At 57.7% G+C, this 26,252-nt stretch carries 20 protein-coding genes; 1 reads left to right on the top strand and 19 read right to left on the bottom strand.

What is annotated here, in order from left to right:
• Positions 1 to 430: 430 nt before the first annotated feature.
• A complete protein-coding gene (locus ACIPIN_RS14640; protein WP_401119771.1) occupies positions 431 to 820 on the top strand; it encodes a DUF6124 family protein in 390 nt (129 codons plus the stop codon).
• 133 nt (positions 821 to 953) lie between these two features.
• Here the strand turns inward: ACIPIN_RS14640 and ACIPIN_RS14645 are convergent, their stop codons facing one another.
• The 19 genes from ACIPIN_RS14645 to tssF all read right to left on the bottom strand — a co-directional run bounded on the left by ACIPIN_RS14645 (position 954) and on the right by tssF (position 26,212).
• Positions 954 to 1,499 carry a hypothetical protein gene (locus tag ACIPIN_RS14645; protein ID WP_401119773.1) on the bottom strand — a complete coding sequence of 182 codons (546 nt, stop codon included), beginning with the start codon at positions 1,497 to 1,499 and terminating at the stop codon, positions 954 to 956.
• A 216-nt stretch (positions 1,500 to 1,715) separates the two neighbouring features.
• Complete coding sequence (locus ACIPIN_RS14650; RefSeq protein ID WP_401119774.1) at positions 1,716 to 2,321, bottom strand: hypothetical protein; 606 nt, start codon at positions 2,319 to 2,321, stop codon at positions 1,716 to 1,718.
• A 180-nt stretch (positions 2,322 to 2,501) separates the two neighbouring features.
• A complete protein-coding gene (locus ACIPIN_RS14655; protein ID WP_401119776.1) occupies positions 2,502 to 2,924 on the bottom strand; it encodes a hypothetical protein in 423 nt (140 codons plus the stop codon).
• Positions 2,925 to 3,073: 149 nt separating this feature from the next.
• A complete protein-coding gene (locus tag ACIPIN_RS14660) occupies positions 3,074 to 3,850 on the bottom strand; it encodes a hypothetical protein (protein ID WP_401119778.1) in 777 nt (258 codons plus the stop codon).
• 191 nt (positions 3,851 to 4,041) lie between these two features.
• Complete coding sequence (locus ACIPIN_RS14665) at positions 4,042 to 4,815, bottom strand: hypothetical protein (protein ID WP_401119779.1); 774 nt, start codon at positions 4,813 to 4,815, stop codon at positions 4,042 to 4,044.
• Positions 4,812 to 7,529, bottom strand: coding sequence for a glycoside hydrolase family 19 protein (locus ACIPIN_RS14670; protein ID WP_401119781.1), 2,718 nt, complete (start codon positions 7,527 to 7,529; stop codon positions 4,812 to 4,814). Before ACIPIN_RS14670 ends, ACIPIN_RS14665 begins: the two co-directional genes overlap by 4 nt.
• A 53-nt stretch (positions 7,530 to 7,582) precedes the next feature.
• On the bottom strand, positions 7,583 to 9,625 hold the full coding sequence (locus tag ACIPIN_RS14675) for a type VI secretion system tip protein VgrG (RefSeq protein ID WP_401119782.1): 2,043 nt from the start codon (positions 9,623 to 9,625) through the stop codon (positions 7,583 to 7,585).
• A gap of 21 nt (positions 9,626 to 9,646) precedes the next feature.
• Positions 9,647 to 10,654 carry a serine/threonine-protein kinase gene (locus ACIPIN_RS14680; protein WP_401119784.1) on the bottom strand — a complete coding sequence of 336 codons (1,008 nt, stop codon included), beginning with the start codon at positions 10,652 to 10,654 and terminating at the stop codon, positions 9,647 to 9,649.
• The gene (locus ACIPIN_RS14685) at positions 10,651 to 11,379 is read right to left on the bottom strand and encodes a PP2C family protein-serine/threonine phosphatase (protein WP_401119786.1); all 729 of its coding nucleotides are present in this window, start codon (positions 11,377 to 11,379) and stop codon (positions 10,651 to 10,653) included. The genes ACIPIN_RS14680 and ACIPIN_RS14685 overlap by 4 nt, the downstream gene beginning before the upstream one ends.
• The gene (tssM, locus tag ACIPIN_RS14690; protein WP_401119787.1) at positions 11,379 to 14,912 is read right to left on the bottom strand and encodes a type VI secretion system membrane subunit TssM; all 3,534 of its coding nucleotides are present in this window, start codon (positions 14,910 to 14,912) and stop codon (positions 11,379 to 11,381) included. The genes ACIPIN_RS14685 and tssM overlap by 1 nt, the downstream gene beginning before the upstream one ends.
• Before the next feature lie 14 nt (positions 14,913 to 14,926).
• On the bottom strand, positions 14,927 to 15,802 hold the full coding sequence (gene icmH / locus ACIPIN_RS14695; protein ID WP_401119789.1) for a type IVB secretion system protein IcmH/DotU: 876 nt from the start codon (positions 15,800 to 15,802) through the stop codon (positions 14,927 to 14,929).
• A 5-nt stretch (positions 15,803 to 15,807) separates the two neighbouring features.
• Positions 15,808 to 17,139, bottom strand: a complete 1,332-nt coding sequence (gene tssK, locus ACIPIN_RS14700) for a type VI secretion system baseplate subunit TssK (RefSeq protein ID WP_071552761.1) — start codon at positions 17,137 to 17,139, stop codon at positions 15,808 to 15,810.
• 2 nt (positions 17,140 to 17,141) lie between these two features.
• Entirely contained in the window at positions 17,142 to 17,642 is a 501-nt protein-coding gene (gene tssJ / locus ACIPIN_RS14705; RefSeq protein ID WP_401119791.1) for a type VI secretion system lipoprotein TssJ, read from the bottom strand.
• 5 nt (positions 17,643 to 17,647) lie between these two features.
• The gene (gene tagH, locus ACIPIN_RS14710; RefSeq protein WP_401119793.1) at positions 17,648 to 18,847 is read right to left on the bottom strand and encodes a type VI secretion system-associated FHA domain protein TagH; all 1,200 of its coding nucleotides are present in this window, start codon (positions 18,845 to 18,847) and stop codon (positions 17,648 to 17,650) included.
• Between the two features lie 17 nt (positions 18,848 to 18,864).
• Positions 18,865 to 19,005: a hypothetical protein gene (locus ACIPIN_RS14715; RefSeq protein ID WP_008030659.1), complete on the bottom strand. Its 141-nt coding sequence runs from the start codon at positions 19,003 to 19,005 to the stop codon at positions 18,865 to 18,867.
• A 252-nt stretch (positions 19,006 to 19,257) separates the two neighbouring features.
• A complete protein-coding gene (locus ACIPIN_RS14720; RefSeq protein WP_401119795.1) occupies positions 19,258 to 20,775 on the bottom strand; it encodes a sigma-54 interaction domain-containing protein in 1,518 nt (505 codons plus the stop codon).
• A gap of 10 nt (positions 20,776 to 20,785) precedes the next feature.
• Positions 20,786 to 23,440: a type VI secretion system ATPase TssH gene (gene tssH / locus ACIPIN_RS14725; RefSeq protein ID WP_401119797.1), complete on the bottom strand. Its 2,655-nt coding sequence runs from the start codon at positions 23,438 to 23,440 to the stop codon at positions 20,786 to 20,788.
• Between the two features lie 13 nt (positions 23,441 to 23,453).
• A complete protein-coding gene (tssG, locus tag ACIPIN_RS14730) occupies positions 23,454 to 24,461 on the bottom strand; it encodes a type VI secretion system baseplate subunit TssG (RefSeq protein WP_401119798.1) in 1,008 nt (335 codons plus the stop codon).
• Positions 24,425 to 26,212 (bottom strand): type VI secretion system baseplate subunit TssF, encoded by a 1,788-nt coding sequence (gene tssF, locus ACIPIN_RS14735; protein ID WP_401119799.1) that lies wholly within the window; start codon positions 26,210 to 26,212, stop codon positions 24,425 to 24,427. The genes tssG and tssF overlap by 37 nt, the downstream gene beginning before the upstream one ends.
• Positions 26,213 to 26,252: the final 40 nt, after the last annotated feature.

The following is a 26,252-nucleotide window of genomic DNA, read 5'->3' on the forward strand; positions in this document are numbered from 1 at the left end:
GCTTCCAGGTCCCTCCCTCGATGATCAGTCGAGAACTATCGCTCCTGACGGAGCGATAGTCGAGATACAAGGAGCTGCCGAAGGCTGCGATCTTTTGATCTTAAGCCTCCCAATCGCAACCCCCGTCCTCGGACATTTCCTTCAAGTTGTAGCGGTGTTCGGTAACTATCCCGGCCTGCGAGTCAGGGCTAGTCTCACCCTGTCACCAAAAAACGGTGACACGGACGTGCAAGTCCGGTGTGGAGCACAATCGTTTATGGCTATTCATCGAGCGTTTTCTTATGCTCGCGAATCGTTATGGCGGCTGTGTGTCGGAGACCTTCGGGTCTGCCGGATTGCTCCTACCGGTCTTGCACACCTACGCACAGCTGCCACCTCTTTCGACGTGCAAGCGAACGGGTGACAGCTCCTTAAATTGGGAGCAGCACCAATGTTCAAGGCCACACCTAATCCACCAGAAGACCCAGCAACTTCCCCCTACGAATCTCTCGATTCGAAAAAACTCCACGAAGCCGCCGAACGCGCCCTCGACCACCACCTGATCCCACCACGCCACAAAATCCACCTGGCCGACGCCCGCAAAGGCCAACTCTTCATCGTCGCCCCAGACGTCGACACCGACAGCCTCCTGGCCAACGCCTCCGAAGACATCGCCTCCATCAAAGCCATCGCCGGCGACCTCGCCTTCGAAATCGAAGGCTCCCGCCGCAACGTCGCCCTCGCCATCTACCGCATGGCCGAAGGCGCACAACTGCTGATCGACCGCGCACTCGACAACCTCGACACGCCGAATCCAGTGGAGTATCGGGTTAAGGTGTAGCGCCACTTCAGCACGCCTTGCCACTGATGATCGTTCCCACGCTCCGCGTGGGAATTCAGCCCGTGACGCTCTGCGTCACAACTTGAAGCCTGAACACATCATCGCTGCTCACAAAGAATGGAAAGGGGCGAGTTTATTTATCCACAGCCAAATCAGATCCAACCGTACATTGGCCATCTTGAAGGTTCGGGCTCAGGTTTCTATTGCCTGACTGATACCAGTCAGCAAGGGAACGGCTTTCACAAAAACCGTCTTTTTCAGCGTCGTAATAAAGCGCCACCAGATGATCCACCATGGCGTCCCGATTAGGCCAAAAAACCGAAAGCTCATACACAACATCCGGCACCAAAACACCCCTATCGCGCATCAGTTTCGGAGGACCTTTGAACTCACACGGAGCATCAGCAAATACGGGATTCAACAAACCGCGCTCGAAAGTATAAATCGCACAGTTTTTGATCGTATCTTCAAACACTACTGCACCGATGAATCCACCCTTCCAACTCAGAGAACCATCCGGCAACGCATGAATATCGACCGGAAGCATTTGGTTTTCACTGGCAATTAAAGCGACCATATTGGTTGGCGGGCTTTCTTCTACATGCAAAGAGATCGGCTCTGCACAAGCGGTCCCTATATTCAAAGCAAAAAACCATAACGCGAAAAAAATAACTTTCATATTAGCGCCATAAGAAAGATAAGACTTTATCTCATGAAAAATTTGAGGACATCCGAGACAAACCACGATTCTTCTTCAACCAATATCGCGATCTATCCCTAATGCTTTAAAATCCAGTCGGCGATATCTGAAAAAACCGCAGCCCCCTTTACCACGTTTATTTTAGGGTCGCACTAGACCAAACCTATCAATAAAACCACTCTAAAGGTAATATTATTATTTTTGCATCGGCGCACCAGTGCTTGGCTCAATAAACTCGATAGTTTCTAGCATTTTGACTACTTGTTTTAGTGAAGAGCTTTTTAGGTCATTTAAATAGGCAACGTCGCCACCACCACAAAGTGCAGCACCGTCGTGAGGAATGCAAAAGCCAAATCTACGCGTCCGGTTTTCTTCATCACCATTTGTGACATCTTGTGATATCCCTGTCCCCTCCCACCCCTTGCCCTTCAATAGGTAAAACGTATTGTGCATCCCCGAATCGTTGGCTACGTCAGGATCTAAATCCATAACCCAGCCTTTATCCGTCAACTTGCTACCCGAAAACTTAAAAAAGTCTTCGGGCGTTGCTGGATTTACGCACCTAAACGTAATGTTAACGCTTAGCGCTTTCTTAGCTTTCGGGTTAATTAACTTTGAGTAGAAAAATAAATGCGGATCCCCCTCCTTAACAATCTCGTAGGTTCCGCCATAAAAATCAGTCATCGTGAACCCACAAGAATCCAAGGCTGCGCGAACTAGGGATGGAGGTGTATTACTGCCATCAGCCCATGAGATAATCGGAGCCAACATCAGCACTAAAGGCGCCAAACATAATTTCATCACTCTCTCCTCGACTTAAATACTTAAAATATCAAAAGGGATATATTTATTTATGACAGGGTACTATTTAAATAAATCTTTCACCTTTTACACTAAAGCAGTAGAAGCCAAGAATTAGAGCACGATCTTCCTCAACCAAAATTATGACCTACCCTTAGCATTCCAATACTCTCTACATGTTCACCACTTACAACCATTTTCTAAAGAGGAGTTAACATTCGGATTATCCTCAAAAGCATATTGTTTTCCGTTTGCTTTTTTAGTGTACGTCATTGACAAAATACTCCCCCCCTGACTCATCATTTCGTACTGACCTGTTATTTCCCCCTCCGACACCTCTAACCAAGTGCGGGTCGTCTGCTCTGGCGTTTGCGCGTCTAACTCCTCTGAGTTGGCCACCTTAAGAACCAGTGAGATTGGACTTTTCGATTTCGAATATTTAACAAATGCCCCTGACCATTTAGTCAATGGATCGAAGTATGTTCTTAGCTCAAAATTTACCGAGCCTTTATCCGCCAAACTAAAACAAAAAGACTCTGCAACTACTTCGCAGTGACCGGACAGAGGAATCAAGCACATCACTGCCAATAAGAATTTTTTCATTTTGAGCTCTGCCTTATAGCTTCTGGCATTCGAGAGATGCGTTAATAGTATGGAAAAATGGGATTGTTCTATTTATCAATGCAAACCGACACGCCTTTCAAATAAATCCGTCCTCTTTAGCAACTTAACATCACATGCAATATCTAGTATCAGCACCTATCCACATTTTCGCAGAGGACCCAACCACGTATTTCTTTTTTCTTCGCTGTTGTGTAAACAATAGAGACCCATCCGGCTGAGACAGCCTCCTGTTTTACCTTGTCACCCTTTATCAAATACATATCTGTATCACTTGCCATGGACTTCAACGAATATATTGACGTCTTTTTATTAACATTTAGATCAGGTAGGTTACCGCTCGCCCAGCCACGGTAATTTTTAGACGCCAGTTGAGAAACAACAGCATCGCGGGCTTTGAAAGGATAGGTGTAAATCGGCTTATCGTCATTGTCGTCTGGAGAGAGGACGTCAGCACCACTTCCGAAGTAATCCGTTAATTTTTTATCGGAGGTGAATCCCCCCTCGACTTTGTGAAATACCATAACGCTGAAATAGTCGCTTCCGTAACTTATCCCGGTAAAGGCACGAATAGGTGCGCTATGAATGACAAATAGCTCCTTATCACCATTCACTACATTTTCTGTAAAAACGTCTCGCACTTCGCCAGGACCTGCAACATAAGGCAACCGTGAAATGAATTTTGCGATACCGGTAGAGCAATCAAGAAAGCTGACACCAAGCCCCATTTCCGGGTTTGGCTTGCCCTCATCCTCAAGCACTGCGATTGAGCTAAAAACAATCATCCCCCCTTCTACCGCTAACGGTGGATAAGGTGCTTCATTAGGTGCCTCACATGCGAAAGCATAGGAAGCCCCACAAAAAATCACAAAAGCCAAGAAACGCGCAAGGCGCTGAAAAAGAATCACCCCGCCCCCAAAAATCACTATCTATTAACGCGGCAATCGCCTTGATAAACGCATTCCTATTAGCAAGCTAATCCAACCCTGCGATAGCCCCTAGAGACAAGCCACAACTTCTCTTCAATCACAATCGTGGCCTGCCCTTGATGTACTTTCTCCTCAAATAAAAACAGAGAATAATTCCGCCAGATTATCTGCTAACATCCGTCCGTATTGACACATTGGACCCATCCCCGAATCTCTTTCCCTTTTGATGTTTTAAACATAATTTCGATCCACCCCGCCTCCACCGACTCCTGCAAGACAGAATCTCCCTTTATCAAATACATTTTTGTCGTATCAAATAAATTTGCAGAGCTATAAATCGATGTCTTCTTACTAATAGTGAGCTTGACCACTTCCTTATCAGCCCATTTCTTATATGCTACAGAGTTGATTCTCGTAATGATTTCATCAGCGGTCTTATATGGATACCTGTATGCCAATACTGACTCATCGGCATCGGATGCGATATCCCCCCCCACCCCGAAATAATTTGATAGCCGCTCATCCCTTACATAGCCAGATGGCGTATTAGAATAGACGTGAACAGTGTAATAATCACCTAGATATTTTACACCCGTATCTGCTCTAATCTCGACACTATGAATGACAAACAGCTTAGGTTTAGCATCGACTTTATCATCTGCCAAGAAGGCGGCCTTAACATTTCCTGTCGCCGCTAAAAATGGAAGCCCTCCTATACGTTTTTTTACACCATCAGCACAGTTTACAAAGTCAACCTCGATAGCAATATCGTCGGAGTCTTGACCATCTTCACCCGCCAAAGGCGCATTATTAAAAACTACAAACCCTCCGTCTGTTTTAACAGCTGGAAACGCATCACTTTTTGGTGACTCACAAGCCAGAGAATTTATTGCATAAAAGACAAACAGAAACACAAAAAACTTAAACAGCTTAATAGTTTTCATGCCGAACAGGCTCCGTACAGCTCTTCAAAAATATTAGCAATATCTTTCGTAAACTCAACCCTTTCAACGAGCCCCTTTAGGCCAGGGTTAATCACTCTAGTTACCGCCCTGATTTTTTGATCCATTGACAAACCGCTGTCATCTGCAATAGGACCGATGCTATTCGACTTCCAGAACCAAAGTCCGGTCTCAATAATAACTTTCGTATCGCTTTCAACCAACTCTGGGCTTGCATCAATCGCCACACCAATAGCTTGAGCACAAGAGTGGTAATTAGCATAGTGAGTCAGGTGAAGTAGACCCCGTCCTCGGTAATCATTTTGAGGGTATTGAGTACTACCAAAGCTGTGCCTACCATAACCCGGATCATTATCGATCAAATGATCATCAACGTACTGAATTTTCTCTGCTTGAGTTAAGTTCAACCCCAGCCTTGTAAACCCTGAATTGATAGCTGTTGGCGCCATATTATATAGAGAAGTTGGAGTATAACTCTGTCGACTATACCGCAGACTCTCTCGGAACTTCTTAAACCTCCCAGTCTCGTGCTTACCCTGCCCCAATAGATGGATTATCTGAGAGCATGAATTTACCTCGTACTTCGAAAAAATCAGGTTCGCCGCACTGATAAAATCATCTACGAATCCATCAGTAACTGACGGAGCAGAAATCCTTTTCATAAACTCATGTGACAAAGCGATATTTTTCCCGCACTTCTTACACTTGCTAGACCCCAACCTCAGAAAATTGGAAATTAGTCCAACAGGGTGAATATGTTGCACATTAATATCGCCTGATACCCCATTCTGCCCAGCCAATTTATCCCACCAACCCAAACGTTCAATCCGTGCCTTCTCTTCAACCCATCCCTTATGCGGATCCGAGTCGCTATGCCCCATCAGTTCATCCAAGGCATCCCATTTTTCTGACTTGTATTGCCACTCGCTTTCGTAGCGTGAGACCATTTGAGAAATAGGTTGAGAGAACCAAGGCTTACCGAGAGCCTCTGTTATTTCTTCAGGTTTGAGTTTGCTATCACCATTCTTATCGAGGATTTTATACAGCTGTTTCTTCGTAAGACTATCGTCAGCATTTCCGACGTTCGGCAGGTAAGTAGCACGCTCCTCATCATTCAGACTTTCCTGCGCATGAAGAAACGCAGCCAAGTGGTCCACATTGCTGATAGTTTCTTCGATAAAAGTGAAGCCTTCCCACTCAAAGGGCGAATGCCGCGACAGCGTGGTGTCCGGCTCCGCGAACCAGCCGTTGATTTCGTTGCCATCCGCGTCGCCCAGCAGTCCATCTAGACGCCACCAAAACGTGTAGGTGGTTGTTCCGCCCATGACGACAGGCACCTTAATTTTCTTCTCGGCAGGTAACGCTTCCAGCACACTGACAGGAACCAAAAAATCATAGCCGACCTTTTTGTGGGCGTCGGTCACTTTGGGTGGGTTAGTAGCGTTCATGCCTTGCACGTGAGTGATCAACAGGCTGTCTTTGGGAATCTTGAGCAGTGTCTTCTCGGTGGCCGGTAAACTGGAGGCCTTGGACTTGCTCAGCTCAGTAAACGCCTTGACGTCTTCGCAACTGAATACTTCCAAATGCAGCAAATTCTTCGGTGCGGGGTCCGAGTGATTCTGATATTTCCCTACATGACCAATCAGGCTGCCAGCTTTTATAGGAAATGGTCGTTCCAGCAGATGAACCGTATTCTTCTCAGCTGGTTCACTCTTCGTTTCCAGCAAACTTTTCCGAATGTAACCAAGTATCCCGTTGCTAGCGGTCAGAGCGGGAATAGAGCTACCGCTGACGATTTCTATCAGTTTCTGGTATTCAGCGTTTGCCCCGTCATTCCCGATTTTTACTTGGGTCCCAATAGGCAATATGGCCGTTGTGGCGCTTGTCTGGTTAGCACCCGCATGAACGGCAAGGCCTTTTTGAGGTGGGGTCATCTCGTCTTTCGCTGCAACACCTATGACGTAGCTGTTAGGTGTTGGACCATCCGTCATTTCTCCTTTGTAGACCCACCCGGTTCCCGGGGGGAGACTGGCATCCGCAGGAGTGACATTCACCACCTTGAGCCAACCGTGATCCTCTTCACCCGTCTCTACGAGTGTGCCGCGAGGCAACACGGTTAAGACAGTGCCGTAACCAGGATTATTCTTCGGCCCCTGTCGAACCCTCAGTCCTAGAATTTTGTCATTAGCTGATGCCTTGACCTGAGATATGCCACCACTCCAGAACGCGGGCCGATCTAATGCGGGGGTTAAACGATAACCCTCCCAATCCAGCAAATGCATATACAGACTGAAAAAGGTCAAGCTTGGCCCAGGCGTCGCTGCCGCAGCTGGCGCACCAAGGGCGGGTGCTGGCGCAGGAGGCACGGGAACTTCCAAGCGGTGTTTAACCAACACAAAACCTGTTGAAAAGACTGAGTGCGTCGAGCCGAAATCTGATTTGGGATAAACCTCATCAATGCGGTAGGCAACTACCTCACCATCCGCAATACAGCGTACCTCGGCCTTATCTCCTACCAGCCCCGTGGCTTCGTCGAAGTGAACGCCGCCATGCCAAAGGCCGTTGGAGCCCAATGGGTAGTAACCATCCTTGGCCTGCGCCAATGCTTTGTAATACTGCTGCGGATCCTTCGCTTCTGCACCCCCCACTTTGAAGGGGTACGACCATTTCTCTACTTTGCTGGTTGTTTCAGTCATTACCAATTACCTGAATCCTGATCCCTGGTGGCTTGGAGTGCCGTCGGTGTCTGTTAGCCGGAAAAATTGAGCATTCGTTTCGGTTTGCGTTTGATCTGTTCCTCAGGCGCATTCCCCACCGCCTGATCCATCAAACTCCCCGCCTTATCCTTATCCGCAGCCCCCGGCAGCACCGGTGGCTTAATACCAATCCCCGTCCCACTCCCCGCCGAACCACCCGCATTAACCTTCACCACCGGCCCAACCACCGTCACCCCACCCGCATCCAGCTTGATAAAACTCCCACCCCCCTTGATCGTCAGTTCCGAGCCCGCCTCGATGACCATTTTGTCGCCAGCCTTGAGGTGGATTTCTCTTCCGACGCTGGTGAGCTGCGCGGTGCCGAGTTTGATGTGTTGGTTCTGGCCGATGGTCAGGTGGTCGTCCATCCGCGTTTCAACTTTGCGGTCGGCGATGGTGGTGCGGTGTTCTTCGGCTTTGAGTTCGGTGTAGGTGTTTTTTTCCACGGTGTCGTGGCGTTCGTTGCCGACGCGGATTTTCTGGTCGTGTTCGATGTTTTCATCCCAGTCGCGCTGGGCGTGGATGAAGATTTGTTCGGCGCCTTTTTTGTCTTCGATGCGCAGTTCGTTGTAGCCGCCGCCACCGGGGGAGCTGAGGGTTTTGAAGACGGTGCGGGTTTTGTTCGCCGGCAAGGCGTACGGCACCTGGTTTTCCTTGTGGTACAGGCAGCCGGTCACCAGCGGTTGGTCGGGGTCGCCTTCGAGGAAGGTGACGAGCACTTCCATGCCGATGCGCGGGATGGCGATGGCGCCGTAGCGGTCGCCGGCCCAGCTGCTTGATACGCGCAGCCAGCAGCTGGTTTTGTCGTCGGCCAGGCCTTCGCGGTCCCAGTGGAATTGCACCTTCACGCGGCCGTACTGGTCGCAGTGGATTTCTTCGCCTTTGGGGCCGGTGACTTGCGCGGTCTGGCTGCCGAGTACGCGGGGTTTGGTGTGCTTGAGCGCCGGGCGGTAGAACACGTCCCACGGGGTGGCGAGGAAACGGTTGCGGTAGCCCTGGTGGAAGTCGTCCTTGTTGGCGGTGGTGTCGCTGGTCACCGACTCTTCGAGGACTTGCGGTTGTTTGCCTTCGTGGATGACTTCGGTCAGCAGCCAGAGGTCGTTCCACTCGGTGCGCGGGTGGTCGGAGATTTCCAGGAAGTGGCCGCTGACCAGCGTGGTCTGGTCACCATGACCTTCGGCTTGCTGGTAGTCGGCGCGGTGGCGTTCCAGCGCCCGCTGGCTGAGGAACTTGCCGCGTGCGCGCTCGGTGAAGCGGCCTGGGTATTCGTAGTCTTCCAGGTCCGGCTCGTCGCTTTTGCCATCGGGTTTGTAGGCCGACTCCAGTTGCAGACGCGGCTTCTCGAAATCGTAGTCGCGGCGCGTGGTGCGGTTGGTGCGGGTTTCCAGGCGCAGCGTGAAGCCTTTGATCACCGGCTCGTCGGCGACCATGCCGCTGCCCTGCACGTAGGCCGTCGGCTGGCCGAGTTTCGGGAACACGGTCTGGTCATCGCCGAACACCAGTTTGTGGCCCTTGGCATCGTGCTGGAAGTGGTAGTGAATGCCCTCTTCCTCGCACAGCCGCTGGACGAAATGCAGGTCGGTTTCGTCGTACTGCACGCAGTAGTCGCGATCCGGGCACGGCTGGCTCAGCTGGAAGCTGTAGGCGTTACCCTTGATGCCGTGTTCTTCAAGGATCAGCGCGATGATTTTCGGTGCCGACATCTGCTGATAGATTCGCTGGTTGGTGCGGTGGCGCAGGTATTCGAGTTGCGGCACCAAGGACACTTTGTAACGGGTCAGGCGCTTGCCGGCATCGCCTTGGGCGACGCGATAGATCTGCCCGTGAATGCCGCTGCCTTTGGGGTCGAACGCGAGGAATGCCTGCTTGTGCAGCAGCGTCTCGAGGTCCAGATCCGGGTTTTCGCTGACCAGTTCCAGATCAAAACGGAAGGTCTGGCTGATGCCTTCGGTGCCGGTGAACGACAGCACTTGCAGGTCACCCTGAAAGTCCGCAACGGTCAGGCTGAAATGGGTTTCGTTAGAAGGGTTGAACATTGCTTGCTCCCTGTTCGGTAGTCATCCGTTGCGCCGATGCAGCCAGCGTTGCAGCCAGGAGGAAGTGGCGCCTAGGGCGTCACGCAGTTGTGCGGCGGTGATGGTGCGTTGCGCCGCATCGAAAGCCAGCGCCGTTCGTAGCACCGGCCAGCAGTGTTTCGGAAGGTGCTTGGGCGCTTGCAGTTCACGGTCCACGCGTTCGTCACGGGCCTGGGTCGACGGCAAGCGGCGGAACGGGTGTTTACCGCCCGCCAGCTCAAAGATCACGCAGGCCACCGCGAAGAGGTCGGCGCTGGCGGTCAGCGGTGCGCCTTCCAGCAGTTCCGGCGCGGCGTAGCCTGGGGTCCATGCGTTGAAACGGCTGCGGCTCAAGTGTGGCAGGCCGGGCAATACGCCCTCCTCGGCCTGACCGAGGCCGAAGTCGAACAAGCGCACGCCTTCCTCGCTGAGCATCACGTTGCTCGGTTTCAAATCACCGTGCAGCACGCCGCGACCGTGGGCATAGGCCAACGCATCGAGCAGCGGCAGCGCGACGTCACGCAATTCTTGCCACGGCAGGCCCAAGGGCCGTTCGCAGAGCAGTTTGTCCAGGGTCAGCCCGCGCATCAGTTCCATGGTGATGAAGGCGCGCTGGCACTCGGTGTCCACTTCAAAGGTGTGCAAACGCAGCACGTTCAAGTGGCGCAGGCGCCGGGTCAGGGCGAACTCGCTGTAGAGCAAGGCACTGGCGTCCGGCGATTCGGCAAATTCTTCGCTGAGGATTTTCAGCGCTACATAAGGGTCGGGGTCACCGAACTGTTCGTGCAGCAGGTCCCGTGCGCGATACACCGCGCCCATGCCACCGGCACCGAGCAAACGCTCGATGCGGTAACGCCCCGCCAGCACCTCCGGCAACTCGCCAACGCTGGCCCGGGTCGGCGCCACGGCACGCGGCGCTGCATGGGATTTGGCGAAGGCAAAGTAGGTCAGGTTGGCGGCCTCTTCGTCGCTAACCAACAGCTCGTCGAGCACCGGTTTGAGTTCACTCATTGGCGGATCACCACGGCGGTCAGGTTGTCCCGCGCCGAACCGCGCAACGCGCCGTCGAACAACCGCTCCAGCGCCACGTGCGGCGCGGTCAGGCTCAAGGCGTTGCCCAGCGCGTCGCTGCTCAAGCCTTGGTACAAACCGTCGCTGCACAGCAGGAACGCGTCACCGGGATAGACCTCGAGTTCGAGCACGTCCAAGGTCAATTGCTCGCTGGCCCCGACCGCACGGGTCAAGGCACTGGCGGCCGGATGAGCCTTGGCCTGCTCGACGCTCATCTGTTGTTCGTCGATCAGTTGCTGCATCAGCGAATGGTCCTTGGACAGCTGATACAAGCGCTGCCCACGCCACAGGTAACAACGACTATCGCCGGCCCAGATGCAGGCCGCGCGATTGCCCTCCACCAACAACGCCACCACCGTGCTGCCCATGATGCTGTCATGGCGCCCGGCGGTGACGGTCAATTCCTGGCCCAAGCGGCGGTTGAGCCAGTGCAGGCACTGGCGCACGCCTTTGAGCCGCTCGTCGAAGCTGTCTTCGACGGGCAATTCCGCCAGGTTGGCGACGATCAACTGGCTGGCGATGTCGCCACCCTGATGACCGCCCATGCCGTCCGCGACCACCCACAGGCCATGCTCTGGGCTGTCGAGGAAAGCATCTTCGTTGCGCGCCCGAACCTTGCCCGGATCGGTACGCGCCGCGCTGCGCCAGGGGCTGGCAACCAGCATCAGAGCTGCACCGGCATACGGAAGGTGCGCAACACGCCCATGTCGAACGGATTCGGCGTGCGCTGACTCATCAGCAGGTAGTTGGCGCGCAAGCCACCGACGTCAGCCTTGAGCACCAGCACGTCGCGACCGGTCAGGTATTCGGTCTGCATCAAATCGAACAGACGGAACAGCGACCACGGACCGTTGTTTTTCTCGATGCCGATCGGGCGGCCGGCCATTTTTTCGAGGACCAGGCTGGTTCGACCGTCTTCCGCGTCGGTCGGCCATTTGAAGGACACCGGCACGATCGGGCCGTGACGGTATTCCATGGTCTTATCGCCAAAGCGGAACTCGGATCGGCTGACGGCCGGGTCCAAGGTGTACGGCTCCAGTTTGAACTGCACCTGCGGCTCGGCCGGGTTTTCGGCAAAGAAGCTTTGGCGGATCACTTGTGCCGCGGCCATCTGGTCGAGGTAGACCTTGGAGATCGGCAGGCTGTGACCATCGACACTGCGCAGGCGATAGTTGCCCGGATCGCCGCTGACGAAAGGCCGCAGGTAAGTGTCGAAGAAGCGATCCGCGATGCCCTGCGCCTTGAAGAACTCGCGGAAGTCGCTGATGGCGACATCGCTGGTGCTGTGGGCGTTGAACGGGTAACGCTTGTTGATGGCCTTGCCATAGAAGCTGTACAGCTCGCTCTGGTAGCGCTGGTTGAGGTACTGGTAGGAATCGTTGAGCACCAGACGCCAGGTGTCTTCGGCCAGTACGTTGAACCACACGCTGACCGGACGCGGCAAGCGGCCAGAGGCGTTGCGCAAGTTGCTCAGTGCATCGCGCTGGCCGCTCATGCGGGTCTTGGCCATTTCAAACGCGGCCTGGTCCGGGGCACTGGCGCGCGCCAGGCTGGCCAGTTGCAGTTGCAGGTCGTTCAGCGCTTGCAGCGCTGGGGTCAGGTCGGCGGCCGGGCCGTTGTTGTCATCGAGCAAGCGGTGCAGCGGTTCGAAGCGCCGTTGCAGGGATTTCTTCGCAGTGTCCGGCAGGTTCTTGGTGGCCAATGCATCGCCCGCCTTGCCTGCCACGGCTGCGGCGACCTTACCCAACGCGCCGCCCTTCTTGGCGGCCAGTTTTTCAGCCGCATCTGTCACATCTTCGGTGTTGTCGACGGCGGCCGGGAAGCGCGTGTTCTCACGCACTTCCACCAACATCTGCAGGACCGGTGAGTTGGCGGACGTCAGCCCGGCCAGTTGTTCAGCGCCTTCACCGGCGTCGTTGATCGGATGCAACGCCACCTGACCGACCGCTTCGCTCCAAAAGTTGGCGTAGTCGCGGAAATACAGTTGCTCCAGTTCGACCATCAAGCGGCGCAAGTCCATGCCGCTCATGCCCGAGCCTTCGCCCAGCACCCAGTTGTCACGCAGGATGTCGGTGACCAGCGCACTGCCCTGGACCGAGAAATACTGCTGATAACCCTGTTGGGTGTAGAACCCCGGAATCGCGTAGTCGGTGCCGACGAACAGCGCGCCCTGCGGACCGAGGTGTTGGCTGAAGCGGTATTCCGGCAGGTTGCGGGCCTGCTCGCGCAGCATCCGATAGACCACGGTAGCCAGCGATTCGCTGCGCAGGACCTGACGCGCCTGGGCGACCAATGCGTCATTGAGCGGGTAGATAAACGGCTGCTTGAGCAGGCGTTCGAAGTGCCCGTTCAGACCGTTCTGCACTGCCGTGTTGCCGGCGTAACGCACGGACCAGTCCTGCGCCACCCAATCTTGCAACCACGCCGGATCGCGACGGTCCTTCATGTTCAGCATCAGGTAGGCGCGCAGGCTGTTGAGCAGGCGATCGCGGTCCTTCATGTTGTTGCGGATCTGCCCTTCGAGCAGTTGCGCTACGCGTGGCAGCAGCTGGGCTTCAAGTTCACGCTGATACGCGTCCTTGACCACCGGGTTGCTCTCTTGCCCCTGATACAGACCGCCGCGCTCGAACATCGACACGTCGCCTTTCGGCGGGAAAACCTTGGTCGCTTCGTAGCTGGTGTCGAGGGTTTTGAGCACGCCCATCGCGTCATCGCGAGCGGTCAGTGCCGAGCGCTGCTGGCTCCAGGTTTGTGCCAGCGAACGCAGGTGTTCCAGGCGTTCGTAGTTAGCCGAGAAACCCGTTGCCCAGAGCAGACCGAACAGTCCCAGCGCCGCCAATGCACCCACGTACAACGCACGCTGCCCCCAATGGATGCGGCTGCGTTCGCGTTTGTCCAGACCGGCCAGATCGGCCTCGGGGAAAATAACCCGGCTGAGCAAGTGGTGGATGAACCGCGAGCGACCACTGCGCAAGGTCGGCAACACGCCGCTGTTGATGCCCAGGCTGGCGCCGATGCCGGCGGTGCTTTGGTCCATCTGTTGGTTCAGGTGCGGCGCGCTGGTCAGGTAGAAACCGCGCAACTGGCTGACGCGCTGGTAACGGTTACCGGTGAACGCCATGTCAACGAACAGGCACAGACGCTCGCCGATCTGCCCCAGTTGATGAGGGAAGTCGAGGATGCGGCCACGGCGCTGGGTGTCGCGCTCCTGGTGCATGCGCATGATCACCTGACTGTTGAGGCGACGCAGCAGCTCTTCGAACTCTGCACGCAACACCGCCACGTCGGTACCGCTCTGCTCTTTGCGGAAACTGGTACCAAGCACTTGATCGCTTTCTTCGCGGGTCAGCTGATCGAAGAACTCGTCGAAGCCCAGCAACTGATCGGCCTTGCTCAGCACCAGATAAATCGGCAGGTCGACGTGCAGTTTTTGATGCACGTCTTGCAGGCGCGCACGCACCTGACGCGCCAGGGTGTCGAGGTCCTGCTCGCTGCCGCCGAGCAGCAGTTCCACCGGAATGGTCACCAGCACGCCGTTCAACGGACGGTTGCGACGACGTTTGCGCAGCAGGTCGAGCAAGGTGGTCCAGGCGCTACCATCGACATCCACGTCCGGCTGAGTCAGGTAACGCCCGGCGGTGTCGATCAGTACGCCGTGGTCGGCAAAGTACCAGTCGCAATGGCGGGTGCCGATGGTGTCGCGGGTGAGTTTGCGGTCGATTTTGTTGATCGGAAACTCAAGGCCCGAGAAGTCCAGCAGGCTGGTTTTGCCGCTGCCCTGCGGACCGATGAGCAGGTACCACGGCAGATCGTTGCGCCATTGTTCGCTGCGGCCGCGATACAGGCTGGAGGTTTTCAAGGTGCGCAGCGCGTCTTTGAAACGCGTACGCAGCTCTTTTTGTTCCTCGTCGATCAGCTCTTCACGGCGAATACGGTCCTGGCCGTCTTCGGTTTCTTCGACAGCTTTTTTACGCACACCGGCGCGCCAGCTGACGAAGACCATGGTCAGGCCCCAGATCAGGAACAGCACGCTGATGGTCAGCAGGCGCGAGGTCGAGCCTTCCCAGAATTTGTAATCGTTGACGGCCAGCAGCGGTCCGACGAACCACACCAGCAGCGCCACGAACAGCACCAGCAGCAGGGTCCAGACCCAGGTCTTGCGCAGGAACGCGCCGACTCTTTTGAAAAACTTTTTCATCTCACGTCCCTGTTTTACGGCTTCGACTGCGGCTGAACCGCAGCCGGATCAAGCGGCTGATAAGGTTGCAGAACGGTGTCGCGCTGCTCGCCGAGTACCCAGGCGAAACCTGAATACATCACCACCAGGCACACCAGCGTGAACAGCGCCACCATCCACCACGGCACGATGCGCACCAGGCTGCGACGCTTGTCGTTGAGGCCTTCCCAGTGCGGCGACAGTTCACGTGGCACGTCGCCGCGCAGCTGGCGAATCTGCCGGTAGAGCGCATCGCGAATGCCGTCGAGTTCAAGCATGCCGCGCGCCTGCACTCGGTACTTGCCCTCGAAACCGAGCGACAGGCACAGGTACATCAGTTCCAGCATCGGCAGGTGTTTGACCGGGTTCTTCGACAACCGATCCAGCAGCTGGAAGAATTTCTCGCCGCCAAAGGTCTCGTTGTGGAAGCTGCTGAGCAGGCTCATCTGCGACCACTCGCTTTCGTTGCCCCACGGGGTGGTGACCACCGCTTCGTCGACCACGGTGCAGAGCACGTAACGTGCAGCCATGACCTGGCTGCTCTCGGCGCCGTTGTGCAGCGCACGGACTTCGAAGAGTTTCAGCGCAGCGGTGAGCCGCTCGTTGAGCGCGTGCATGTCTTCGCGAGTGTCGCTGTGCTTGAGCCGCACCACTTCCGACAACAGGTCGGACGATGCTGCCACCAGCGAGTTGAGGCTGATGTTGAACGCTTCCGCCGGGCGCAGGCGCGCGGCGTAGATCATCCGTTCTTCCAGTTGCTCGAAACGCGGTGGCGCGGCGAAATCGGTCAGCGGACTCTGTGCTGGGCCATGGCCCTGGCGATCGAGCAGGACGGTTTTGTCGTCCTGGTTGTGATCCATTTCCTTGATCATATCGGTCAGTTCCTGATGGCCCAGAATTTCAGTTCAAGCTCGGCGAATTCGCCGGACACGTGGAACGCGAAGCCGCCGGAGCGCTCCAGTTGTGCCAGGTCTTCGGAACTGAGTTCGAGGATGAAATAGGTTTTGTTCGAGTGGAACGGAATCTGCCGCGGCGCCACTGGCAAGGGTTTGACCTTGATGCCCGGCAGGTGCAGGTTGACCAGCTGACGGATGCGCTCCACCGGGCCGACCTTGAGGTGCGCCGGCAGGCGATGCCGCAGCTCTTCGGAGTCGCAGTTGGCACTGGCCGCCAGCACGAACGACGCCGTGCCCAGCAGTTTGTGGTCGTGCAGCGGCGACACGGTGATCCCGTACTGCCGCGCTTGCAGCACCAGCTCGATGGCATGCTGTTCAAGCACCATCGACAGCACCTGACGAATCGCTTCCATCAATTTGCGAAAGCTCGCGCCCTGGTCGCTGTGCTGATAACGGCTGTCCAGACGCGGGCGTTTGCTGTCGCTGGCAAAGGTCGACAGATCGCCGAGCATCGACAGCAGCGTGCGGTACAACTCTTCCGGGTGAACCTGTTCCAGGCCCAGGTAATGGCGCAGAACCAGTTCGGTGCGGTTGATCAGTTGCAGCATCATGAAATCGCCGACTTCCGCGCCGCCGACCTTGCCATTGGAGCGAATCCGGTCGGCAATGGTGTCGCCCCGATGGCCGAGCATGCTGATGACTTCTTTGAGGCACGACAGCAAGTAGCCGGACGCGTGAGCGTGGATGAAGGTCGGGACGAAGTCCGGGTCGAGGCTGATCACGCCATCGGGCGTGGTGTCGAGGACTTCGCAGATCTTTAGCTTCACGTAGGCCTGATCGCTCTGCTGCTCACCGAGCAACAAGCGGAAGTCCGGGCGTGCGCAGCTGACCTGACTGCTGGAGTCATCGCCGGCGTTGGAGTCGGCCACTTCTGCTTCGTACGCGGTGTAACGCGCCAGCACGTCGGATTGCTCCGGGCGACGGGACTCGATGTGGTTACCGGTGACCAGCGGCAAGGCCAGGTAGATCGGCGTGTTGCCGGTGTTCGGCGGTACGTCCAGGGCCAGCGGCTCGGTGTTGCCGCCGAGTTCGAACAGGCTGCCGTCCGGGAGAATCCCCGAGGCCTGGCTGATGACCAGCTTGCCCATGTTGAGGAACTGCAAGTCGATCTCGAGTCCCAGAAAACCCCAGGTGTAACTACCCAGCAACTGGGTACGGGTTTTCATCTGGTTGTCGTAGTAACGATCGTTGTGCTGGAAGTGCTGCGGGCGCAGCAGCATGCCTTCCTGCCAAATGACTTTGTGCACGTTCATGTTCAGTCATCCGCCTTGGCGAGCTTTTCGTTTTTGTTATGAACGCCGGTCTGATCGAGGATCAGCTCGGCCACGGTCAGATCGGCCGGGGTGACTTGAACCACATAGCGCCATTGGGTTTCACGCAGGTCGCGATACGCCGCGAGCACGCCGACGTAACGGCTGCCACTTTCGACGCTGAGCTTGAAGTCGACAGTTTCACCCGGACGCAGCTCCAGCTCTTCGCTGGCCACCAGGTCCGGTGACAGGGATTCCTTGGCGTGCTCGTACAGGCTGAAGAAGTCAGCGTTTTCGAAGGCTACCGGGTGTTTGAGCTCTATCAATCGCACGACAATCGGCGACGGCCGGCCATTCAGGTCCGGGTTGAGCTGATCGCTGGCGGTCAGCTTGAGGTCGAGCTTGGTGACGGTGGAATACGGCGAAATCGACGAGCAGCCGGCCAGCCACACTATGGCGGTGAACGCTGTCAGCATTTTGATTATTACGGCCTTGCAGCGAGACATGCGCATCATCCTTGGTGTTCGGTGTGAAGGGTGGAAATCAGACGGATCTGCTCTTCGTAGGCCTGGGCGAAGTCCCGCGCCAGCAGACGTTCGCTCCAGTCATCGTCCTGACGCAGCGCCTGGTGATAACGGCCATAGGCTCTCCAGCGGCTGCCCGAAGTGGCGAGCAGCGGCTTGTTGCCGTCGCGCTCGAAACGCAGGGTCAGTTGCTGTGGCGAGAAGTGTTCGAGGGTGCCGCGTACCGCCGCGCGGCTGGCGGTGAGCAAGGCCACCTGATGCGCCTGCAAATCACGGAAAGCCCGCGAGATCGCCTGCCCGGCCGGCAACTGGCCGGGTTTGTCGCCCTGCAACAGAATGCCCAGTGCTTCGCTGGCATCGACGGCAAATTTCAGCGGGTTTTTGCCGGTGCCTTGAACCGTGGTCTGCGCCAGACGCAGTTCGTTTTTCAGCTCTGAACGGGTGCGCAGGCTCTGCTGCAAACCGCCGACGCTTTGCTTGAGCAAGCGCGCTGCGTTGATCGCCAGGGCTTCGCGGCTTTCGTGATCGAGGCCTTTGAGGTCGACGCCCAGCGCATCACCGAAATGCTCCCAGAAGCCTTCGCTTTGACGCTCGACCGCTTTGGGTGCTGGCGCAGGTTCCGGCGCGACAGGCGCGGCCACCAGTTCCGGCACCAGCAGGCTTTCCATGTCAATGCGTGCGTAGTCGGCACGCTGGCGCGGCTCTTGACGCGGCGCATTGAGGGCGCTCAGTTCGTCGATTTCCGAGTAGACCCGTTCCTGCTGATCGAGCGCGTTGAGCGGATCGAGGTCGAGGAACGCATCGTCTGGAATGATGCTGCCGGCCGCTTGCGGACGACCGACTTCCGTATCGAAAGTCGCCGGATCGCGCACCAGCCGCGCACGGATTTCGAAATCCCCCAACACGTAGACGCTGCCGTGTTCGATGCGCTGTGCTTCACCCTTGCGCAGACGCGCACCGCTTTCGCTGGCCTGAATACCGTTGCTGCTGGTATCGGTCAGGAAAAACGTGCCGTCGCGGTAGCTGATCAGCGCGTGATGGTTGGACAGGTGACGCTTGCGGTCCGGAATGATCCAGTCGCAATCCTCGCCCCGCCCGATCACGCCGCCAGCCTGCTTGAAGGTCTTTTGGCACAAATCCGTGGGCACGAACTGCTTGGTGTTCAGCATTTCGAAAACCAGTTCCATGATGTCGCTCCTTGCGGTCACTTGCCGCGATTGACCGCCTGCGGATCACCCAATGGGCGATAGGTGTTGTCGTTGAATTTGTAATTGCCGCTACAGCCGCCGAGGCCGCATAGAACGACGAGGGTCAGCAGGACGGCTTGCCAGTGACGAACAGACATCAGAGGGTCTCCAGGGCTAAACAATGCACAAAGCGCCAACCCTTGAGGGCGGCGCTGATAGATGTGGATGAGGTGAAATCGAGAGGGCCGATCCCCCGTGGCGAGGGAGCTTGCTCCCGCTGGGTTGCGAAGCGACCCCAAAACCATGCGCTGCGGTGTTTCAGTGAAACCGCATCTGCTGTTTTACGACTGCTGCGCAGCCGAGCGGGAGCAAGCTCCCTCGCCACAATCCTTGGGCGGCCGCAAAAAAGGTTAACCATCGAAGTCACCGAGGTTGATATTCAGGCGCCCGAGGCGGTACAGCAGCGTGCGGCGCGGCAGTCCGAGTTCGCGGGCTGCGAGGGTTTGGTTGCCGTCGTTTTTGCGCAGGCAATCGAGTAACAGGCTGCGCTCGACCTGCTCCAGACGCTCACGCAGGTTCAGGCTGCATTCTTGCGGCGCAACGTCGATACGCAGTGAGAAATGTTCGGCCAGCAACTCGCCGCCTTCGCAGAGCAAAACGGCGCGCTCGACCAGGCCTTTGAGCTCACGGACGTTGCCGGGGAAGGCGTAGCTCGACAGGTGATCGAGCGCCGCATCGGACCAACGCACCGCATCGCGTTGCAGGAAGGTGCAGGCCTTGTCGGCAAAGTGCCGGGCCAGATCAAGGATGTCGCCTTCGCGTTGACGCAGGGCCGGCAGCTCAATCGGAAATTGCGCGAGGCGGTAGTACAGGTCTTCGCGGAACTTGCCTTCACTGACCAACACCGCCAGGTCCCGGTGAGTGGCGGCAATGATGCGCACGTCGATTTTGTGGGTGTCGTTGGAGCCCAGCGGACGAATCTCGCCTTCCTGCAATACCCGCAATAGCTTGGCTTGCAGGGACAACGGCATGTCGCCGATTTCGTCCAGCAACAAGGTTCCGCCGTTGGCCGCATCGAACAGCCCGGCGCGGTCACGGTCGGCACCGGTGAAAGCGCCTTTGCGGTAGCCGAACAGTTCGCTTTCCAACAGGTTTTCCGGGAACGCCGCACAGTTCTGCACGATGAACGCCTGGGAACGGCGCGGCCCGCAATCGTGGATGGCCCGCGCCACCACTTCCTTGCCGGTGCCGGTTTCGCCGCGCAACAACACGGTGTACGGGCTGTGCAAAACCTTGCTGATCAGTTGGTAGGTCTGGCGCATCGCCGAGCTCTTGCCGATCAATCCATAACCGCTGGCACTCGGCACGCTGCTGGGCATCGGCGACACATCGCCCACCGGCCGGCGCAGACGTTGCAGCAGGTGCAATTGCCCAAGCACGAACGAACCCAGTTGCCCGAGCGAATCGGCGAAACCCTGCAACTCGACCTGCTCGCGGCTGGCGCACAGCAGCAAGCCAACCACCGCTTTTTGCGGGTTGACCAGTGGCACGCACAGCAGTGACTGCCACGGCACGGCCTGATCCGGCAGGAAACTGGTTTCGTGCAGGCTGCCACTGAGCCCCGTGAGGCTGAGCACGCGGTTCTGGCACAGCGAGAATTGCAGCAGTTGCTCGCCGTTGTAGTCGGCCGGCAGGCTCGCGGTTTCCCGAGGTTGCAGGATGCCCTGCAAACACTCGGCGTTCAGCCCGAGGCTGGTGTGGGTGGCGTCAAGCAAGTACAGCTGACTCAACTCACAACCACTGAGCTCGGCCACCGCCCGCACGAAGTCACCCAGCAACGCCGCACCGTCAGCCGCACACGACAAGCTGGCGAACTTCGCCAGCAAGGCTTCGGCATAGGCCAGCGGTTGCGGCACTCGAGTGAACATCACACCCACCTCAGGCGAACTCGCAGGTCACGCTAGCGTCGCCGTCGAGCGTTGCGTGAACGCGCTTGAGGCTTTCACCGGTGGCCATCGCGTCGAGCAGACGATCCGCCACCAGCGGCAGCACGTGCAGGTCGAGCAAATGGTCGATCAGCCGCGCGCCGCTGTCGCTTTGGGTGCAACGCTCGGCCAGGTGATCGACGAGGTTCTGGCAGTAAGTGAAATCCAGCTGACGACGGTTCAGGCGTTCGCCCAGACGACCCAGTTTGATTTCGATCAGCTCGCGCAGCACCGGTCCACCGACCGGGTAGTACGGCACCACGCGCATACGCGCCAGCAACGCCGGTTTGAAGTGTTTGCTGAGCACCGGGCGAATGGTTTCTTCGAGGACTTCGGCGGTTGGCCGCGCACCGTTCTCGCAGAGTTCGCTGATGCGGTCGCTGCCCAGGTTCGAGGTCATCAGGATCAGCGTGTTGCGGAAGTCGATTTCACGTCCTTCCCCATCGTTGGCCACGCCTTTGTCGAAGATTTGGTAGAACAGGTTGAGCACGTCCGGGTCGGCCTTTTCGACTTCGTCGAGCAGCACCACGGAGTACGGTTTCTGCCGCACGGCTTCGGTGAGCATGCCGCCTTCGCCGTAACCGACGTAGCCCGGCGGCGCGCCGATCAGGCGCGAGACGGTGTGCTTCTCCTGGAACTCGGACATGTTGATGGTGGTGATGAAACGATCACCGCCGTACAGCAAGTCGGCCAGCGCCAGCGCAGTTTCGGTCTTGCCGACGCCGCTCGGGCCGACCAGCAGGAACACGCCCACCGGTGCATCGGGTTTGTTCAGGCCGGCAGCGGTGGCGCGCATCGAACGGTCCAGTGCGTGGACGGCTTGTTCCTGACCGCGAATGCGGGTGCGCAGGTCGGTGGCGAAGCTTGCGACCTTGGCGTTGTGCTCACGGGCCAGTTGCGCCAACGGCACGCCGGTCCAGGCGCTGATCACTTCAGCCACCAGACGCGGGCACACTTCAAAACTCACCAGCCGCTCTTTGACCTGGGCATCGGTCAGGGCGCGGTGGGTTTCGTTCAGCGCGGCTTCCAGGGCTTCGACGCTGTGCGCTTCGTCCACGGTCGCCTCGAGGGTTTCGATCACCGTGCCTTCGGCGTCTTCTTCAACCGTGACGGTCGGCTCGACAGCAGCAGCTTCACGGGCCTTGGCCAGTTGCTGACGCAGCTCCAGCAAGCGCTCGGCCAGCTCCTTTTGTTCGGTCCAGAGGGTTTCCAGGGCGACCCTTTCATCTTCGGCGGCGGCCAGGCGATCTTCCAGAGCGTCCAGCGCTTCATGATCGATCAGCAAGCCGGCTTCGGCATCGCGGCGCAGGGCCTGACGCTGACGCCCGCCTTCGGCCAGTTCACCACGCAGACGCTCGAGGCTTTCCGGCGCGGCGGCGAGGCTGATGCGCACGCGGGCGCACGCGGTGTCGAGCACATCGACAGCTTTGTCCGGCAGCTGCCGGCCAGCCAGGTAACGTGCCGACAACTCCGCCGCCGCGACCACCGCGTCATCACGCAGGTAAATGCCGTGGCTCTTCTCATAAACCTGAGCCAACCCACGCAAAATGGTCACTGCTTCGCTGACTGTCGGTTCGTGCAGTTGCACCGGCTGGAAGCGACGGGCCAGGGCCGGGTCTTTTTCGAAGTATTTTTTGTACTCGGCCCAAGTAGTGGCGGCGATGGTGCGCAATTCACCACGGGCCAGGGCTGGCTTGAGCAGGTTGGCCGCGTCCGAACCACCGGCATTGCCGCCCGCGCCGATCAGGGTGTGGGCTTCGTCGATGAACAGGATGATCGGTTTCGGCGAGGCTTTGACTTCGTCGATCACGCCTTTGAGGCGACGTTCGAACTCACCTTTGACGCTGGCGCCGGCTTGCAGCAGGCCCATGTCCAGCGACAGCAGTTCAACGCCCTTGAGCACTTGCGGCACTTCACCGGCCGCGATGCGCGAGGCCAGGCCTTCAACGATCGCGGTTTTACCGACGCCGGCTTCACCGACCACAATCGGGTTGTTCTTGCGCCGACGCGCGAGGATGTCGACCATCTGCCGGATCGCGCCATCGCGGCACAGCACCGGATCGAGTTTGCCGTCGCGGGCTTGCTGGGTCAGGTTGTGGGTAAAGCGTTGTAGCAGGGACTCGCCCGGTACGGCCGGTTTTCCGGTCGCCGGTTGCTCCTTCTGCGACAGGGCAAAATCTTTCAGGCGATCAATGTTCAGTTTCGCCAGCAATGGCTGGTAACGGCTGCCGGCATAGCGCATCGGGTTACGCAGCAAGGCGAGGATCAACGCGGCCTGTTCGACCTGGCTCTGACCCAATTCGAGGTTGGCCACCAGCAACGCATCTTGCAGCCACTGCACCAGTTCCGGGGCGAACACCGGGTTGCGCGAGGCGCTGTGCTCGACCCGCGATTGCAACGCAGCGCTGAGTTCACCAGCGTCGACTTCAGCGTCTTGCAACGCGCGTGCGAGCAAGCCTTGCGGGCGCTCCAGCAGGCCCAGCAGCAGGTCTTCGACGAGGATTTTGCTGCCGCCACGGGCAACACAGCGTTCGGCCGAACTTTCCAGGTCACGACGGGTTTCGGCGTCCAGCGCCTGGATAAGTTGTTGCAGGTCTACGTTGATCATAGGTCTCACGTCCTTAATGAATTTTGCTACCCAGGGTCACCACGCCGTCCGCGTGTTCGCGGCCCAGCCAACTGGTCCACCCAAGGCGACAGGCGTTCTGCTCACCGATGCGCAGTTCGCGGATTTCTTCCTGGCGCAGGACCAGGCGAATGTCGTAATCGAGCGGGTCACGCAGGGTGAACCGCACCAGCGCGCACAGCGGCTGGTAGCCGAAACCGATCGGCAGGAATTCGTGAAAGCGTTGCCAGTCGAGCTCGCGGATGTGAATCCGGAACTTGCCGCTGCGGTCGCGCACGCTCTCGCCCAGCACCAGGTCTTCACCGAGCGCGCTATTGGCGCGGCCCAAACGATTGCGCTGCTCGTCGAGGATTTCGACGCGGCGCTCGATGCACTGCTCGATGGTCAGTTCGGCATGCTTGAAGTAGTACCGCAGCACGGCTTCGATCAACGCCGCCGAGTGCGCCCGCAAACTCAACAGACCGAGGTACGGCAGCAGGCGTTTCCAGTTCAGTTCCTGGGCCTTGCGGATGTCTTCGCCACCCAGGCCGATCAGCGCAAACAGCTGCGAGGAAAACGGATCGAGGGCGCCGCTCTCGAAGCTGGCGCGGTAGCGGTACTTGCGCCAGATCGGCAGCATCAGTCGCTGCAGACGATGGTGGAACAGGTCGAGGAAATTGCGCGTCGGGTTACCGTCTTCGCTGTCGCCCAGGGCTTGCTCGCCGTAGAACGCCGGCAGCGGCGAACCGGAACCGACCAGGCCGATCAGGTTGAAACGCAGGCGCGCGCGCAGTTGCCCGTGCTCGCGGAAAAACTCCACGCGATCGACGTCGCTGCCAGGGAAACCCAAGCTCGGGTTGGCCTGGAATTCCAGCTGGTCGTACAAGTCCTCTTCGCTCAGGTACGGGTGGGCATCGCGCAGCCGATCGACGACCAGCAGCACGGCCTGAAACAGCGAGTACTCGCGTATTCCTCGGGTCAGCCCGCTTAAAGCAGAGGCTGAAGGCCCATACGTGGTGTCCATTGGTACACCTCTCCCTGTGTGCTTTTTACCCGCAGCTCGTGGTACGAATTGAGACTGGCGTAAAGCGCGAAAAACTCGTTAAGAACCGAAGCGAACACGAACAGGTCGCCTTCGCCGATATAGCCTTCCGGGTCGATGGTCAGCTCGGTGCGCAACCCGCGCAGCGGCAACCCTCGGTGCAGCCGGTCGACGTGCTGATGCTTGATCGACTTGAGCCCGCCCAGCAGGCGTTTGCTGACCTTCTGCGCGTGCTGGTCGTAGTAACGCGGCAGGTCGTAGGTTTCGAGAATCACCTTGAGCGCGTCGACGTTGGCCAGCGACAGGTAGTTGAGCGACATGTTGCTGATCAGCTTCCACAGAAAATCGTGGCTCAGCGGCGGCGCGAAGCTTGAAGTCGCCGGGGTGATGTTGCGGAAACTGAGGAACTCCGGGGTCTCTTCGCAGGCCATGCAGATGTCGCCGAGCTTGAGCCGGCGTGGCAGGTTCTGGTTGGTGCATATCAGCTCGATCGACAGGGTTTCGTGGGCTTCGGTGTGGCGAATGCCGAAGCTCAGATAGGTGTCGAGGCCGTCGTGCAGCAACGAGGTGCGCTGGCGAATGCTGTAATGCGGACGGCTTTGCGGCACGTCGAAACTCGGGTCGTGCTCGAAGGATTCGAACGGCACGTATTCCTGATAACCCAGGCCCCCCGGCTTCCAGCCGGTAACGCCTTCAACCGAAAACACCCCGCAGTTTTCCAGGTCGTATTCGGCCGGCAGCAGCAGGTACTCGTCCTGTTTACCGTCGAGGCGAATCGGCAAGGCGTCGTGCTTGAACAGGTTGACGATGGGCGTGCAGTAGAGCTTCACGTTGTCCAGCGTCGGACGCAGACGCTGGATGCCGCTCTTGCGAATATCGAAACGCAGCTCCAGGCCGTGCATCTGCTTGAGTGTGTCCTCGGGCAGAGACTTGAGCAGGTCCAGGCCATTCAAATCGACGAACAGGAACTTGTCCTGGAAGGCGAAATATTCCTGCAAGTAGCGATAGCCACGGAAGGTGTTCAGCGGATACGGGATCAACGCTTCTTCTTCGGCAAAACCCACCGGCTGCACACGGTCGCCGGGCATTTTGAAGGCCATCGGCGTGCCGTTAGCGCCATTGAGCGGCTTGCCGGCCGAGTCCAGCGGAATCAGCTCGATGCCTTCCAGGTTGCGCAACAGGCTCAGGTAAAGCATCTGGCTGATGTAACGCTCGCCGGCCAGGTGCAGGCGCAGACGACTCAAGTCCAGCTCACCGATATGCCCGTCGCAACTCATCTCCAGACGCAGGCTCAACAGCGAACCGTCACCCTTCACCGAGTACGTCAGCGCGGTCAGATCCAGCGGCAGGACTTCAGTCGGGTAGCAGGTCCGAAACCGGCAACGCACGTCATCGATCGGCACACTCTCGACCGGCGTATCACGCTCCACCTGCAACGCCGGCCCGGAACGCTTCAACGGGTCAAACTGCAAAATGCTGAACGCCGGCAACGGCCGCATGTAGTTCGGCCACAGCAAATGCATCAGCGAATGGCTGAGCTCCGGCAACTCGTCATCGAGCTTCTGCCGCAAACGCCCGGTGAGGAACGCAAAACCTTCCAGCAACCGCTCTACGTCCGGGTCACGCCCGGCCTGCCCCAGGAAAGGCGCCAACGCCGGACTGCGCTCGGCGAAACGACGACCCAACTGGCGAAGTGCGGTGAGTTCGCTTTGGTAGTAGTGGTTAAAAGACACGGGGGGTTACCTGTTTGTCGTTTTCGCAAAAATTTCAGAG

The sequence above is a fragment of the Pseudomonas sp. NPDC087697 genome (assembly GCF_044743155.1).
Classification (GTDB): Bacteria; Pseudomonadota; Gammaproteobacteria; order Pseudomonadales; family Pseudomonadaceae; genus Aquipseudomonas.

Bases quoted from the DNA above. Each gene is read 5' to 3' on its own strand.
- ACIPIN_RS14640 (WP_401119771.1), top strand. From the start codon at position 431: ATGTTCAAGGCCACACCTAATCCACCAGAAGACCCAGCAACTTCCCCC.
- ACIPIN_RS14645 (WP_401119773.1), bottom strand. From the start codon at position 1,499: ATGAAAGTTATTTTTTTCGCGTTATGGTTTTTTGCTTTGAATATAGGG.
- ACIPIN_RS14650 (WP_401119774.1), bottom strand. From the start codon at position 2,321: ATGAAATTATGTTTGGCGCCTTTAGTGCTGATGTTGGCTCCGATTATC.
- ACIPIN_RS14655 (WP_401119776.1), bottom strand. From the start codon at position 2,924: ATGAAAAAATTCTTATTGGCAGTGATGTGCTTGATTCCTCTGTCCGGT.
- ACIPIN_RS14665 (WP_401119779.1), bottom strand. From the start codon at position 4,815: ATGAAAACTATTAAGCTGTTTAAGTTTTTTGTGTTTCTGTTTGTCTTT.
- ACIPIN_RS14670 (WP_401119781.1), bottom strand. From the start codon at position 7,529: ATGACTGAAACAACCAGCAAAGTAGAGAAATGGTCGTACCCCTTCAAA.
- ACIPIN_RS14675 (WP_401119782.1), bottom strand. From the start codon at position 9,625: ATGTTCAACCCTTCTAACGAAACCCATTTCAGCCTGACCGTTGCGGAC.
- ACIPIN_RS14680 (WP_401119784.1), bottom strand. From the start codon at position 10,654: ATGAGTGAACTCAAACCGGTGCTCGACGAGCTGTTGGTTAGCGACGAA.
- ACIPIN_RS14685 (WP_401119786.1), bottom strand. From the start codon at position 11,379: ATGCTGGTTGCCAGCCCCTGGCGCAGCGCGGCGCGTACCGATCCGGGC.
- tssM (WP_401119787.1), bottom strand. From the start codon at position 14,912: ATGAAAAAGTTTTTCAAAAGAGTCGGCGCGTTCCTGCGCAAGACCTGG.
- icmH (WP_401119789.1), bottom strand. From the start codon at position 15,802: ATGATCAAGGAAATGGATCACAACCAGGACGACAAAACCGTCCTGCTC.
- tssK (WP_071552761.1), bottom strand. From the start codon at position 17,139: ATGAACGTGCACAAAGTCATTTGGCAGGAAGGCATGCTGCTGCGCCCG.
- tssJ (WP_401119791.1), bottom strand. From the start codon at position 17,642: ATGTCTCGCTGCAAGGCCGTAATAATCAAAATGCTGACAGCGTTCACC.
- tagH (WP_401119793.1), bottom strand. From the start codon at position 18,847: ATGGAACTGGTTTTCGAAATGCTGAACACCAAGCAGTTCGTGCCCACG.
- ACIPIN_RS14715 (WP_008030659.1), bottom strand. From the start codon at position 19,005: ATGTCTGTTCGTCACTGGCAAGCCGTCCTGCTGACCCTCGTCGTTCTA.
- ACIPIN_RS14720 (WP_401119795.1), bottom strand. From the start codon at position 20,775: ATGTTCACTCGAGTGCCGCAACCGCTGGCCTATGCCGAAGCCTTGCTG.
- tssH (WP_401119797.1), bottom strand. From the start codon at position 23,440: ATGATCAACGTAGACCTGCAACAACTTATCCAGGCGCTGGACGCCGAA.
- tssG (WP_401119798.1), bottom strand. From the start codon at position 24,461: ATGGACACCACGTATGGGCCTTCAGCCTCTGCTTTAAGCGGGCTGACC.